This window comes from Providencia sp. PROV040 (assembly GCF_032706145.1).
Taxonomy (GTDB): Bacteria; Pseudomonadota; Gammaproteobacteria; order Enterobacterales; family Enterobacteriaceae; genus Providencia; species Providencia hangzhouensis.
Map to the genome: position 1 here is coordinate 3387939 of NZ_CP120530.1, position 13274 is coordinate 3401212.

The window sequence follows — 13274 nt, forward strand, 5'->3', positions numbered from 1 at the left end:
CATTTAAATTACTGTCATTGACTCAACATCACTAAACGAGAACCCATCGCTGTGACAAAATTTGATAACTAGACCTAATATAAGACTTTAATTTCACTGAGGCCACTGATAACAAATAAACATTTGCCTCTGAGTAAATTTAATCTATCTTAACCATGGTCGATGCCAAAAAATCAAAATTTAGGAGACTGCCATGTTAACTGTTTGGGGACGCGTCAACTCTTCCAATGTCAAAAAAGTACTTTGGTGCTTAGAAGAATTAAATATCGCTTACAATCAAAAAGATGTGGGTGGCCCATTTGGTGGGCTAGATACACCTGAATATATAAAAATGAATCCAAACAGCACAATTCCAACTCTACAGGATGATGACTTTGCGCTGTGGGAATCGAATGCGATTTTACGTTACCTTACGGAAAAGTTTGATCATTCTCACTTATTGCTCGCACAAGACCTACAAGAACGAGCTGCCGCAGATAAATGGATGGATTGGAGTGGTGCTAATTTATTCGACCACATTAAACAGATGATGAACAAAATTGTTCGTGTCCCAGAAGCGGATAGAGACCCAGAACAAGCTAAAATTATTTATGGCAATATCAATCGGTTACTAACCATTGCTGATAATGCATTAGCTAACCAAGCTTATTTTAGTGGTGATAAATTTGGTATCGCTGACATTGCTATCGCACCACTATTTTACCCTTGGCATGAAATTGTCACGCAGCGCCCCGAATTTAACAATTTGGAACGCTGGTACCAGCAACTGACCACACGCCCTGCGTTCCAAAAAATTGTCATGATCCCGATTAAATAATCACAGGGTCATATTCATCAAACTTGGGTTTGGGTACTGGTATTCAAACCCGAGTTCTTGGCAAATTCTATTACCGTTAATGGTTTTCCCCACTAATGCACTCTCTTCCTCAATAAACTGAGGCGGAACTAACCCGATAGATTGTGCTGCATGAGTATAAAATTCGGCTCGTGTTGGGTGGACTGGCGCACAGAGGTTATAAATATGCCCCCCTTGCGGTTGCTGGAGCAATAATAAAATGGCAGCAATCACATCATCTTGATGAACCATATTCACAGGCTGGTTTGCCCCCTTTACCCCGGTTTTCCCCGCTAAAAAACGCCCTGCATGGCGTTTTTCACCGACTAATCCCGCTAATCGCAGAATATCCACCGATATGTTCGGTAACTGATGCAACCACTGTTCTGTCGCCACCAAGGCTTTAGCCGAATCCGTCACCCCATCCAATAGGCTGTCTTCGGTCATTTCACCATTTTGTTCCCCATAAACCGCAGTAGATGACGTGAAAATAACTTTAGGCACCTGAAAGGCTATTGCGCTATTCACCAGTGTTTCAATCGCCATCACATAGTATTCGGTATTAATTTTAGAGGGCGGAAGCAAGATAACGATAGCATCACTTTGTTCCATCAACTGCGCTAAATCGTCGTCATCACATTCAAGTTCTGGGGTTAATTTCAATGCATAACACTCAATTCCAACCGCTTGAGCGGCTTCAATACCATCTGGTGTCGTTTTAGTTCCAACCACATGAATGCCTTGAGACAATAAGGCTTGGGCGAGCGGTAACCCAACCCACCCTAACCCGATGACAGTGACTTTTTTCATATGAAAACTCCCCAATCGTTCAACTGACTGAAATTAATCACAGAGTAGCTGAAAACCATAAAACTTCCGAATACAATTTCTGAGGGATTTATCACTATAAAAAGTGAACAACTAATTATTATTGGTTATTTTTTAAAAAAAGGTTGCATTCATAGGGGGAAATCGGATAGGTTGAATACCAATGAGTATTTAGTTAGCACAATGAATGTTTAGTCATTCACTTAAATAACAGAACGGAAGACATTATGAATCGTATTTCACGCAACCATCATCACCACCATCATCCTGACTAGTCTTTCGGGCGATGTGTGCTGGAAGACGTTCAACGAATCTTCCGGTGGCTGAAATGCGAATTGAGAGAACCCTCGGAAGATAATCTTCCGAGGGTTTTTTTATTCTTGAACAAAGAGTTACTAAACAAAAAATTTTAAAAGGGATAAGGGTAAAGTCATGTTGGATAAATCACGTTTACGTATTGCAATACAAAAATCAGGCCGTCTGAGTGAAGAATCAAGAGAATTGCTTTCTCGCTGTGGCATCAAAATCAATTTACAACAACAGCGTTTGATTGCTTATGCAGAAAATATGCCTATTGATTTACTCCGCGTTCGCGATGACGATATTCCGGGGCTGGTCATGGACGGTGTCGTTGACTTAGGGATCATCGGTGAAAACGTTCTTGAAGAAGAGTTATTAAACCGCCGTGCTCAAGGGGAAAACCCGCAGTATAAAACCCTGCGTCGTCTTGATTTCGGTGGGTGCCGCTTATCTCTCGCTGCCCCATTAGATTTCAACTATACTGGTGCTGAGTGCTTAAATGGCTCACGCGTTGCAACTTCCTACCCTCACTTGTTAAAACGCTATTTCGACCAAAAAGGCATTCAATTTAAATCATGCTTGTTAAATGGTTCAGTCGAAGTTGCCCCGCGTGCTGGCCTTTCCGACGCTATCTGTGACCTCGTCTCTACAGGTGCAACACTTGAAGCAAACGGTCTAAAAGAAGTGGAAGTTATTTATCGCTCTAAAGCCTGTTTAATTCAACGTGATGGCGAGATGTCGCCGGAAAAACAACAGCTTATTGACCGCATGATGACCCGTATCCAAGGTGTTATTCAAGCACGTGAATCCAAATACATCATGTTGCACGCGCCAAGTGAAACACTGGAAGAGATCATTGCCTTGCTGCCGGGCGCTGAACGCCCAACAATTCTACCGTTAGCAGGCGAACAAAGCCGTGTGGCGATGCACATGGTGAGCTCAGAAACGCTGTTCTGGGAAACCATGGAAAAACTCAAAGCTTTAGGTGCAAGCTCTATTCTTGTCCTGCCAATTGAAAAAATGATGGAGTAAGCCGTCATGAAAATGGGATTTAACCAACCTGTTCGCTGGTCGGCTTGTAACCAAGAGCAACAAAGCGCTTTATTAATGCGCCCCGCAATAGCGGCTTCTGGTAGCATTAGTACTGCGGTTAGCCAAATTATTGACCAAGTCCGTAACGAGGGCGATATCGCTCTCAAAGCACTGAGCCGTCGTTTCGATAAAACTGAAATCGAAACAGTGCGTGTACCTGCAAATGCTGTTGACGCGGCAGAGGCTCGTCTTGGTGATGAAATCAAAACAGCAATGAAAACCGCCATTGGTAACATTCGTCGTTTTCACGAAGCCCAAAAACCCACTCCGATTACAGTAGAAACACAGGCAGGCGTCGTGTGCCAACAAGTCACACGCCCAATAGATGCGGTCGGTTTATATATTCCGGGAGGGTCTGCTCCCTTGTTATCAACGGTCATGATGTTGGGAACCCCTGCGAATATCGCAGGCTGTCGCAAAATTATTTTGTGTTCGCCCCCACCTATTGCCGATGAAATTTTGTATGCTGCGAAACTGTGTGGCATCAGTGATATTTTCCAAGTAGGCGGTGCGCAAGCGATTGCTGCAATGGCATTTGGTACCCAAAGTATTCCTGCAGTTGATAAAATTTTTGGCCCCGGTAATGCCTATGTCACTGAAGCAAAACGCCAAGTGAGTCAAAGCCATGATGGAGCCGCTATTGACATGCCTGCGGGGCCTTCCGAAGTGTTAGTCATTGCTGATAACGGTGCAAACCCAGCATTTACCGCATCTGATTTGCTATCTCAAGCAGAGCATGGCCCTGATTCACAAGTTATTTTATTAACTGATGATGAAAACTTTGCCCAACGCGTGATCGAAGAAACAGAAAAACAATTAGCGCAACTTTCACGTGCAGAAATTGCTCGAGAAGCATTGAGCGCCAGCCGTGTCATCATCGCTGATTCCATCGCTCAATGCGTTGAAATTAGTAACCGTTATGGCCCTGAGCACTTAATACTGCAAACTCGCAATGCAGATGATTTAGTAGATGCAATTACTAGCGCGGGCTCGGTGTTTGTTGGCGACTGGTCACCGGAGTCGGCTGGCGACTATGCATCAGGCACAAATCACGTATTACCCACTTACGGGTATACCGCAACCTATTCAAGCCTTGGCCTCGCCGATTTTATGAAGCGAATGACAGTTCAAAAACTGTCGAAGCAAGGTTTATTAGGCTTAGCCGACACCATCGAAACCTTAGCCCAAGCAGAGCAACTCACCGCTCACAAAAATGCCGTTACCTTACGCGTTAACGAACTAAAAAAACAAAATCAGGAGTAAGTCATGAGCCAACCATTTAATGCCGCCAGTCTTGCACGTGAAAATGTTAAAACCATGACGCCTTATATGTCTGCACGACGTTTAGGGGGAAATGGCGACGTTTGGCTCAATGCCAATGAATACCCAATTGCACCTGATTACCAATTCAGTGAACGCAACCTTAACCGTTATCCTGAATGCCAACCAGTTGCGGTGATCAATAACTATGCAGCTTATGCCAAAGTTAAACCAGAACAAGTGCTAGTTTGCCGTGGGGCCGATGAGTCCATCGAGTTGTTAATCCGCGCATTTTGTGAGCCGGGGAAAGATGCGGTGATGTTTTGCCCGCCAACCTATGGCATGTACAGCGTCAGTGCAGAAACCTTTGGTGTTGAACAAAAGAAAATCATGGCGTTGCCAGACTGGGCATTAAACGTTAACGCGATCCGTGAAAATCTATCCAATACCAAACTGATTTATATTTGCAGCCCGAATAACCCAACAGGCAATATCATCGACAATAAAGATTTACGCGAAGTGCTAGATATGGCTGCGGGCCGTGCATTAGTCGTTGTCGATGAAGCCTATATTGAGTTCTGCCCACAATACAGTGTGGCAAGCTGGTTAGCACAATACCCAAACTTGGTAATTTTAAGAACCTTATCCAAAGCCTTTGCATTAGCAGGTTTACGTTGTGGTTTTACTTTAGCATCCCCTGAAGTGATTGAAGTGCTATTAAAGGTTATCGCCCCTTACCCGTTATCAACCCCTGTTGCGATGATTGCAGCTCAAGCCCTTGAGCCCCAAGGTATTGAGACGATGAAAAGCCGTGTAGAAACGGTAACAGAAAACCGTATTGCACTTCGTGAAGCGCTACGCGACTTATCAGTGGTTGAACATGTTTATCCAAGTGAAACCAACTATATTTTGGTGCGTTTCACTGATGGAAATAAAGTCTTTAAAGCCCTGTGGGACCAAGGCATTATTTTACGTGACCAAAGTAAACAACCCGGTCTCATTAATTGCCTGCGTATTACTATTGGGACAGAAATAGAAAATACCCGTGTTATTGAAGCTATTGCAGCACTTTGCTAATTAGGAATGATTCATGAGCCAGAAAATTTTATTTATCGACCGTGATGGAACATTAATTACCGAGCCGCCAACTGACTTTCAAGTTGATAGTTTAAGTAAACTCGCCTTTGAAAAAGCAGTTATTCCTAGCTTACTTGCTCTGCAAAAAGCCAATTACCGTTTAGTGATGATAACCAATCAAGACGGCTTAGGCACCGATAGCTTTCCAACAGCAGATTTCGAACCCCCTCATAATTTAATGATGCAGGTATTTGAGTCCCAAGGCGTTAAATTTGATGAAGTGTTAATTTGCCCACATAAGCCCGAAGATAACTGCGCTTGCCGTAAACCTAAATTGCAGTTAGTTGAGCGCTATTTAGACAGCAACGTATTAGACAGCGAAAACAGCTATGTGATTGGTGACCGTGAAACAGATATTCAATTAGCTAAAAATATGGGTATCAAAGGGTTACGTTATAACCCAACAGAACTTGACTGGGAGGCCATCACCCAGCAATTAACCAAACGCAACCGCCATGCACTGGTGAAGCGTGTAACAAAAGAAACCAATATCCAAGTTGAAGTGTGGCTGGACCAAGAAGGCGGCAGCAAAATTAGCACTGGCGTAGGCTTCTTTGACCACATGTTAGACCAAATCGCGACTCACGGCGGTTTCCGGTTAAACATTGAAGTGAATGGCGATTTATTTATCGATGACCACCACACGGTTGAAGACACCGGTCTTGCACTAGGTGAAGCATTGAAAGTGGCACTGGGTGATAAACGCGGTATCGCACGTTTTGGTTTCGTTCTGCCAATGGATGAATGCCAAGCGCGCTGTGCACTGGATATTTCAGGTCGCCCGCACCTTGAATACAAAGCCGAGTTTAAATACCAACGCGTCGGTGACTTAAGCACAGAAATGATTGAGCACTTCTTTAGCTCACTTTCCTATGCCATGGGTTGCACATTACACCTGAAAACCAAAGGGAAAAACGATCACCACAAAGCCGAAAGTTTGTTTAAAGTTTTCGGCCGCACATTGCGCCAAGCAATTCGTGTTGAAGGGGATACGTTACCTAGCTCGAAAGGGGTTCTGTAATGAACGTTGTCATCCTTGATACCGGCTGTGCAAATTTAGCCTCCGTGGCTTATGCGGTGAAACGCCTAGGCTATAACCCTGTGGTGAGCCGTGATACCAATACTATTTTACAAGCTGACAAAGTCTTTTTGCCGGGGGTTGGTACTGCTAGCGCAGCCATGGAAAAGCTCACTGAACGTGAATTAGTTCCGTTAATCAAAGCACTTACCCAACCGGTGTTAGGTATCTGTTTAGGCATGCAGCTACTCGGCTCTTTTAGTGAAGAAGGCCAATCTACAGTGCCACTACTGGGGTTAATTGATAGCCCTGTACAAAAAATGGATGCCAATGGGCTTCCAGTTCCTCATAGCGGTTGGAACCAAGTCAAAGCCTTAGCAGGAACCCCCTTGTTTAGGGATATCCCTGATAATGCCTATTTCTATTTTGTACACAGTTATTCGATGCCTATTTCCAGCAATACCATCGCGCAAACGCAATATGGCAATCCGTTTAGCAGTGCCGTGAATTGCGATAACTTCTATGGTGTCCAATTTCATCCAGAACGTTCTGGCGCAGCAGGTTCACGTTTGATTCAAAACTTTTTGGAGATGTAATTACCATGATCATTCCCGCATTAGATTTAATCGATGGCACTGTGGTGCGATTGCATCAAGGGGATTACGCCAAACAAACTGATTATGGCAATGACCCACTCCCACGTTTGCAGCAATATGAAAAAGAAGGGGCAAAACTATTGCACCTCGTGGATTTAACGGGTGCGAAAGACCCGCAAAAACGCCAAATTCCACTGCTCAAAAAATTATTAGCTGGCGTGAGTGTTCCCGTACAAGTTGGTGGTGGTATTCGTACCGAAGAAGATGTTAGAGCCTTACTGGAAGCCGGAGCGACCCGTGTCGTCATCGGCTCAACGGCAGTGACCAAACCGGAGCTAGTCAAAACATGGTTTGAAACCTATGGTGGGGAAGCCATTGTACTTGCGTTAGATGTACGAATTAATGACAAAGGCGTAAAAGAAATTGCCATTAGCGGCTGGCAGGAGAATTCAAATTTAACCTTAGAGCAAGCCATTGAAATATATCGCCCTTATGGCTTAAAACACGTCCTTTGTACTGATATTTCCAAAGATGGAACATTGGCGGGTTCTAATGTGAATTTATACCAAGAAATTAGCCAAAAATTCCCTGATATTGCCTTTCAGGCATCAGGGGGAATTGGCGATCTAGATGATATCGCGGCTATTCCGCCATCTGGTGCAGCTGGCGTGATTGTTGGTCGTGCACTATTAGAAGGTAAATTCACCGTTACGGAGGCAATCAAATGTTGGCAAAACGCATAATTCCTTGCTTAGACGTCCGTGATGGGCAAGTGGTTAAAGGTGTCCAATTTCGTAATCACGAAATCATCGGTGATATTGTTCCATTAGCACAACGCTATGCCCAAGAAGGCGCAGACGAGCTGGTGTTTTATGATATTACCGCCTCTTCTGATGGCCGAGTGGTAGACAAAAGCTGGGTTGCCAAAGTCGCCGAAGTGATTGATATTCCTTTTTGTGTTGCAGGTGGGATTAAAAGCGTTGACGATGCCGCGCAAATTCTGTCTTTTGGTGCAGATAAAATTTCCATCAACTCCCCGGCATTATCCGACCCTACATTAATCAGCCGTTTAGCTGAACGCTTTGGCGTACAATGTATCGTTGTCGGTATTGACACTTGGTTCGATGATAGCTCAGGTGAATATCTCGTTTACCAATTTACTGGCGATGAAAAGCGTACCACACAAACCACGTGGAAAACCCTTGATTGGGTAAAAGAAGTACAACAACGTGGCGCGGGTGAAATTGTGTTAAATATGATGAACCAAGATGGTGTACGCCAAGGGTATGATCTACAACAACTCAAAAAAGTCCGTGACGTCTGCCAAGTGCCCTTGATTGCCTCTGGCGGCGCAGGTGAAAAAGTACATTTTCTTGATGCCTTCACTAACGCAGGTGTTGATGGTGCTTTAGCCGCTTCTGTATTTCATAAACAAATTATTAATATCGGTGACTTAAAACAATACCTAGCCGAAAACGGAGTTCAAATTAGAGTATGTTAACCACAGAACAATGCAGCCAACTTGCATGGCAAAAAGTCGATAACCTGATGCCTGTTATCGTACAACACGCAGTTTCAGGTGACGTGCTAATGCTTGGGTATATGAACCCAGAAGCATTGCAAGTCACCTTAGACAGCCGTAAAGTCACTTTTTTCTCTCGCACAAAACAACGTTTGTGGACGAAAGGCGAAACCTCCAATCATTTTCTAAATTTGGTGGATATCTACCCTGATTGTGACAGTGATACGCTACTGGCTCTCGCACTGCCGGATGGCCCAACTTGCCATAACGGTACACAAAGCTGCTTCGCGCCCGCACAAAGTGACTGGGGCTTTTTATTTGAGTTAGAAACATTACTCAAAGAGCGAAAAACCGCTTCTCCTGAAAGCTCCTATACCGCGCGTTTATATGCTAGCGGTACTAAACGTATTGCTCAAAAAGTGGGTGAAGAAGGTGTTGAAACCGCTCTGGCGGCAACCGTCAATGACCGCGCTGAATTGACTAACGAAGCCGCGGATTTGATGTACCATTTAATGGTATTGTTGCAAGACCAAGACCTCGATTTAAGCACAATCATCAAGCGGTTAAAAGAGCGCCATCAGTAATCGATAAACTGCCAGCCTCGCTGGCAGTTTTATTTTATGGATGCAAAATATTATCGATTTGTGCATCGCTCAATGAAATACCAAAGAATTTCAGATAGAAATCAGCCGTTTCTTGTTTCATATCGATATCCACAAAGCGCTCTGGGTAAAGAGTTTGTGCTAACCAAAGAAATTGTAAGGCCTCTTCTGAAGTTTCACGGCACCACCAAAACATCCCTTTTGGGTTTACATACACCTGTTGGTTTTTTACTGCGCTCATTGCCTTCCATTGGGAAGATGTTCGTATGATATTAGCATCTTCTTTATTCATCGCCACAATCACATCAGGGTTTGCGCTAATAATGGTTTCTAACAAGACTTCACCAGAGTTATTTTTTTTGTCAGAAAACCAGGTTTCTGCCACGTTTTTCGCCCCTGCTAAATCCATCCAATCTTGATTTAATGATGGGCGGCCAGACGTAAATAACACGTTCCCCATACTGTGGTATACCGTCCGTTTTTCTGCATTAGTGAGCCCTTTTAGTCGTTCATTAACTAATACGATATTACGGTCAAAATAGCGTTGATATTCAATAGCTTTACTTTGCGCATCAGGGCCCAGCTCTTTTGCTGTGGCTTGAACCCTTTCTTGTAACGATTTTAATGAATTCGCTGGGTATTCAACCACTTTCACCCCTGCATTTTCTAATAAATCACGTTGTGGGACTTCCATTCCTTTAGCAATGAACAGTAACTCCGTACGTAATGAAATGATTTGTTCTGGGTTTAATTGATTGCTAATACTGATCACTGGAACATCATCAATATTGGGTAACATTTGGCGAAATAATGGAATTTTTTTCGCGATCATCGATGTGCCGACAATTTGCTCACCGTAACCTAGCATCATAATAATAGTATTTTGTGCTGGCCACGGTGTTGCAATACGCAATTCGGGGTTATCTGTCTTCGCCTGTATTGCGCTACTCATTAGTAGTCCAAACAGTAAAATGACCGATTGCAGAAAAATGGTTTTTCTCATATTTTTCACGCCGTTTCACCTTAACGTAAAACGGCATACTCCTAGACTGTTATAATTAGAAATCAAACGTAACCGTTGCGCGAACTTCACGGCCTGAACCTAAAAAAGCACTACCCCCTTTCCCTTCTCCATTGATACCCGATGGAAAAATGGAAGCCCAATAGCGCTCATCCGTTACGTTATTGACGGATAATCTGACTGTCGTTGGCACTTGATTGATTTTTGTACTATAACGAGTCCCTAGATCCAATGTTGTGTAGCTACCTGCCCAACTAGTATTAGTGTCATTAGCGGCTCGTTTTCCTGTATAGTGCACATTAGCGCTGTACACCAGTTCTGGCATCGTCGGTAAACTGTATTCCACTAACATATTCGTTTGAACTTTCGGCACACCAACAACACGTTTATCACGCGTTGTCGTTAACTTGGTATCTTTGAGTTTTGGATCTAAGAAAGTCACGCCGCTATAGACATTTAGTCCTTGCCAAACATGGCCGGTTGCCGTGAGCTCTAGCCCTCGGTTTACTTGTTCACCTTGTTTGCGGAACACGTTGTCATCCCCCGCGTAGGCAAATGGCCGCTCCAAATGGAATACTGCAGCACTAAGGTTTAAATCGGCTACATCGGCTTTAATACCCAATTCATATTGTTTGCTACGATAAGGGTCTAAAGTCTGCCCTTCATTTTTCAGGTTTTGATTCATCGGTGCGGTATCACCCTCTTCTAACGAATCAGCATAGCTAATATAAGTCATCACTTGAGGAGTGATTTTATACATCAATGCTGCTTGAGGACTGAGACCATGGTCATTGGTCTGGCTGGTTTTGTGGTTTTGTTTATCAAAGCTACGGCTTTCAATCCAACTTTGGCTGAGATAAAACATGGCTGACCATTGTGAATCAAACGTGATTGTGTCACCGATAGTGATACTTTGTTGGCTATTTTCAGCTGATTTATAACGTGAACCTCCCGTATGAATTTTGCCATCCGATGGCTCTTCCATTGGCGACGGGCGGTGCATATTGGTTTGCCCTAAATCACGTCTCACGCTCTTGTCTTTTGCACTATAAATCGACCAAACATAGCCATTCGTCGCTAATGATAAATCATGACCAATAGAACCTGTGTCTACATGACCATTAATTACCACTGAATTACTCAACACACGAAAACGTCCCGATGCGGGGGAATCACTTAATGAGCGGCTAATGTTCCCATTGTTATCTTGAATGGTACTGGTCACCGTACGCATCGCTCTATCCGCCTGCTGATAGCCAATTGCCGCTTTTAGTGTCCAATCCTCATTAAAATCATGAATTAATCGAGTACTAACGGTATCAGTGGTTAAATCATTTCCTGCGGTATGCAAAGCTAAATTTTTATCTTGTGGATTAGGTGCTTTTGGTAATTTAATAGCAGAGCCATAACTAAAACTACCCACATAGCCTTTTTGCACAAAATTATAGTGGCTGGCATTAAACTGAAGCTGTGTACCCGGTTGAATATTCCAATCAAGCGCCACAGAGGCTAACTTACGGCGTAATGTGCTCTCTTTAAGGCTGCCTGTTCCCTCTTCATCCAACAAATTAAGGCGATATCCAAAACGTTTATTAGCATCAAAATAACCGCCTAAATCAGCATGCCCACTATAGGCATTACGGCTTTGGTAACCTAAAGAAAAACGCTGAATATCCTCTGGGCGTTTTGTGGTGAAATTAAACTGCCCTGCGGGACTTGCAGGGCCATACAATGCTCCCGTCAAGCTATTAATAATGTCCACTCTATCCAACATTTCCACGGGGAATGCCGTTGTTGACACCATATACAGGTCATCAATCCGGCTATTCGTCACCACGCCACCTTGCATACCTCGGCTTTGTGGACGCCCTACATCCATCCCTCCACGGGCTTGCATTTGTGTACTTGGCGCATATTTCAATAACTCACTCAAACTTTTAGCTTGTTGATTATTAATCATTTCGCGGCTAATCGTGGTTGTAGAATACGGCGTATCAATCCACTCACGGTTGCCTAATGGGCCAATATCAATTTGCGATGTGAAAAAGCCAGCACCAGCCTGTGCTTCCATGGTTACATCACTTGGTGCTGCGGTGACTAACATTCTATCTTGCCTAGGTTTAGCCAGTTGCTCAGAAACTTGTGCTGCAACAATAGACGGTGCGATCCCTGCAATAAGCGGCATAATGAGATATAAATTAAATTTACGAGTCATATTATCTTTTCGTTATATAAATTTTTATATTACCTATAATAAAATGCAGCGTAAATGATCAAACTCAATTCTTAATAAGATGTATTCTCAACCATGATAAAAAAAAGGAAAAATAACTCATTGATTTTATTTTGAATAATTAATTCACCAGAAGATATGACAATAAAACCCAAGAATAGATTAACAATATAGTTAAAAACCGCATCTGATATGCAATTTATAATATTTCCCAAATTTATGTTTTTGACTCGCTATATTTCACGGTTGTATCTCTTAATTAACTTGTTATCATTTCTTATTATTGATGTGGTTTTAAAGGGAAAAAACAGTGTCTGAAAATTCTATTTTTATGCTACTCACACAATTACTTGATAAAAATAATGCAAAATATCGTGTGATGGAGCACCCCACAGCAGGGAAATCGGAAGAAGTGGCAAAAATACGTGGCACACAGCTTGGGCAAGGGGCAAAAGGACTAGTATGCCATGTAAAAGGAAATGGCGTTCGCCAACATGTACTGGCGATTTTACCCGCTGATAAACAGGCTGATTTAAATAAGGTTGCCACGGCCATTGGTGGAACCCGCGCATCTTTAGCAAGCCCAAAGGAAGTCGATGAGCTCACTCAATGTGTGTTCGGGGCTATTCCGCCTTTTAGTTTTCACCCTAACTTAAAGTTAATTGCTGACCCACTATTATTTGAACGTTTTGAGGAACTAGCTTTTAATGCCGGTACATTAGAGCGCTCTATTATTTTAAATACAGAAGATTATCAAAGAATAGCCGCACCGACTTTAGTTGAGTTTATTCGCACAGAAGAAAAATAGTTTTGTATTAAAAAAGGGTATT

The 13274-nt window shown here is 43.1% G+C and carries 13 protein-coding genes and 1 other annotated feature; of the genes, 10 read left to right on the forward strand and 3 right to left on the reverse strand.

Annotated features, from left to right (window positions below; all coding sequences use genetic code 11):
* Positions 1 to 193: 193 nt before the first annotated feature.
* Positions 194 to 817 carry a glutathione S-transferase family protein gene (locus P3L40_RS15720; RefSeq protein ID WP_136134441.1) on the forward strand — a complete coding sequence of 208 codons (624 nt, stop codon included), beginning with the start codon at positions 194 to 196 and terminating at the stop codon, positions 815 to 817.
* On the opposite strand, the gene P3L40_RS15725 is transcribed toward P3L40_RS15720, so the two are convergent.
* Entirely contained in the window at positions 818 to 1645 is an 828-nt protein-coding gene (locus P3L40_RS15725; RefSeq protein WP_112307694.1) for an SDR family oxidoreductase, read from the reverse strand.
* Positions 1646 to 1913: 268 nt separating this feature from the next.
* Positions 1914 to 2041: a sequence feature (His leader region), on the forward strand.
* A gap of 54 nt (positions 2042 to 2095) precedes the next feature.
* Here P3L40_RS15725 and hisG point away from each other — a divergent pair.
* Genes hisG through hisIE form a run of 8 tightly spaced genes read left to right on the forward strand, consistent with a single transcriptional unit; the run spans position 2096 to position 9172 of the window.
* On the forward strand, positions 2096 to 2995 hold the full coding sequence (gene hisG, locus P3L40_RS15730; RefSeq protein WP_004256451.1) for an ATP phosphoribosyltransferase: 900 nt from the start codon (positions 2096 to 2098) through the stop codon (positions 2993 to 2995).
* A 6-nt stretch (positions 2996 to 3001) separates the two neighbouring features.
* A complete protein-coding gene (gene hisD / locus P3L40_RS15735) occupies positions 3002 to 4318 on the forward strand; it encodes a histidinol dehydrogenase (protein ID WP_196724526.1) in 1317 nt (438 codons plus the stop codon).
* A 3-nt stretch (positions 4319 to 4321) separates the two neighbouring features.
* Positions 4322 to 5392, forward strand: a complete 1071-nt coding sequence (gene hisC / locus P3L40_RS15740) for a histidinol-phosphate transaminase (RefSeq protein WP_094960650.1) — start codon at positions 4322 to 4324, stop codon at positions 5390 to 5392.
* 13 nt (positions 5393 to 5405) lie between these two features.
* Entirely contained in the window at positions 5406 to 6473 is a 1068-nt protein-coding gene (hisB, locus tag P3L40_RS15745; protein ID WP_210852875.1) for a bifunctional histidinol-phosphatase/imidazoleglycerol-phosphate dehydratase HisB, read from the forward strand.
* On the forward strand, positions 6473 to 7066 hold the full coding sequence (gene hisH / locus P3L40_RS15750; RefSeq protein WP_110591383.1) for an imidazole glycerol phosphate synthase subunit HisH: 594 nt from the start codon (positions 6473 to 6475) through the stop codon (positions 7064 to 7066). Before hisB ends, hisH begins: the two co-directional genes overlap by 1 nt.
* Positions 7067 to 7071: 5 nt before the next feature.
* Positions 7072 to 7809 (forward strand): 1-(5-phosphoribosyl)-5-[(5-phosphoribosylamino)methylideneamino]imidazole-4-carboxamide isomerase, encoded by a 738-nt coding sequence (gene hisA, locus P3L40_RS15755; RefSeq protein ID WP_136134438.1) that lies wholly within the window; start codon positions 7072 to 7074, stop codon positions 7807 to 7809.
* Positions 7791 to 8567, forward strand: a complete 777-nt coding sequence (hisF, locus tag P3L40_RS15760; protein WP_136134437.1) for an imidazole glycerol phosphate synthase subunit HisF — start codon at positions 7791 to 7793, stop codon at positions 8565 to 8567. The genes hisA and hisF overlap by 19 nt, the downstream gene beginning before the upstream one ends.
* The gene (hisIE, locus tag P3L40_RS15765) at positions 8561 to 9172 is read left to right on the forward strand and encodes a bifunctional phosphoribosyl-AMP cyclohydrolase/phosphoribosyl-ATP diphosphatase HisIE (RefSeq protein ID WP_136134436.1); all 612 of its coding nucleotides are present in this window, start codon (positions 8561 to 8563) and stop codon (positions 9170 to 9172) included. The genes hisF and hisIE overlap by 7 nt, the downstream gene beginning before the upstream one ends.
* A 34-nt stretch (positions 9173 to 9206) precedes the next feature.
* Here the strand turns inward: hisIE and P3L40_RS15770 are convergent, their stop codons facing one another.
* Both P3L40_RS15770 and P3L40_RS15775 read right to left on the reverse strand, forming a co-directional pair.
* A complete protein-coding gene (locus P3L40_RS15770) occupies positions 9207 to 10181 on the reverse strand; it encodes an ABC transporter substrate-binding protein (RefSeq protein ID WP_409373454.1) in 975 nt (324 codons plus the stop codon).
* A 67-nt stretch (positions 10182 to 10248) separates the two neighbouring features.
* Complete coding sequence (locus tag P3L40_RS15775) at positions 10249 to 12426, reverse strand: TonB-dependent receptor (RefSeq protein ID WP_210852877.1); 2178 nt, start codon at positions 12424 to 12426, stop codon at positions 10249 to 10251.
* Between the two features lie 349 nt (positions 12427 to 12775).
* On the opposite strand from P3L40_RS15775, the gene P3L40_RS15780 reads away from it, so the two are divergent.
* The gene (locus P3L40_RS15780) at positions 12776 to 13252 is read left to right on the forward strand and encodes a YbaK/prolyl-tRNA synthetase associated domain-containing protein (protein WP_210852934.1); all 477 of its coding nucleotides are present in this window, start codon (positions 12776 to 12778) and stop codon (positions 13250 to 13252) included.
* Positions 13253 to 13274 lie beyond the last annotated feature (22 nt).

Excerpts from the sequence above, each read along its gene's own strand:
- P3L40_RS15720 (WP_136134441.1), top strand. The coding sequence starts at position 194 with ATGTTAACTGTTTGGGGACGCGTCAACTCTTCCAATGTCAAAAAAGTA.
- P3L40_RS15725 (WP_112307694.1), bottom strand. The coding sequence starts at position 1,645 with ATGAAAAAAGTCACTGTCATCGGGTTAGGGTGGGTTGGGTTACCGCTC.
- hisG (WP_004256451.1), top strand. The coding sequence starts at position 2,096 with ATGTTGGATAAATCACGTTTACGTATTGCAATACAAAAATCAGGCCGT.
- hisD (WP_196724526.1), top strand. The coding sequence starts at position 3,002 with ATGAAAATGGGATTTAACCAACCTGTTCGCTGGTCGGCTTGTAACCAA.
- hisC (WP_094960650.1), top strand. The coding sequence starts at position 4,322 with ATGAGCCAACCATTTAATGCCGCCAGTCTTGCACGTGAAAATGTTAAA.
- hisB (WP_210852875.1), top strand. The coding sequence starts at position 5,406 with ATGAGCCAGAAAATTTTATTTATCGACCGTGATGGAACATTAATTACC.
- hisH (WP_110591383.1), top strand. The coding sequence starts at position 6,473 with ATGAACGTTGTCATCCTTGATACCGGCTGTGCAAATTTAGCCTCCGTG.
- hisA (WP_136134438.1), top strand. The coding sequence starts at position 7,072 with ATGATCATTCCCGCATTAGATTTAATCGATGGCACTGTGGTGCGATTG.
- hisF (WP_136134437.1), top strand. The coding sequence starts at position 7,791 with ATGTTGGCAAAACGCATAATTCCTTGCTTAGACGTCCGTGATGGGCAA.
- hisIE (WP_136134436.1), top strand. The coding sequence starts at position 8,561 with ATGTTAACCACAGAACAATGCAGCCAACTTGCATGGCAAAAAGTCGAT.
- P3L40_RS15775 (WP_210852877.1), bottom strand. The coding sequence starts at position 12,426 with ATGACTCGTAAATTTAATTTATATCTCATTATGCCGCTTATTGCAGGG.
- P3L40_RS15780 (WP_210852934.1), top strand. The coding sequence starts at position 12,776 with ATGCTACTCACACAATTACTTGATAAAAATAATGCAAAATATCGTGTG.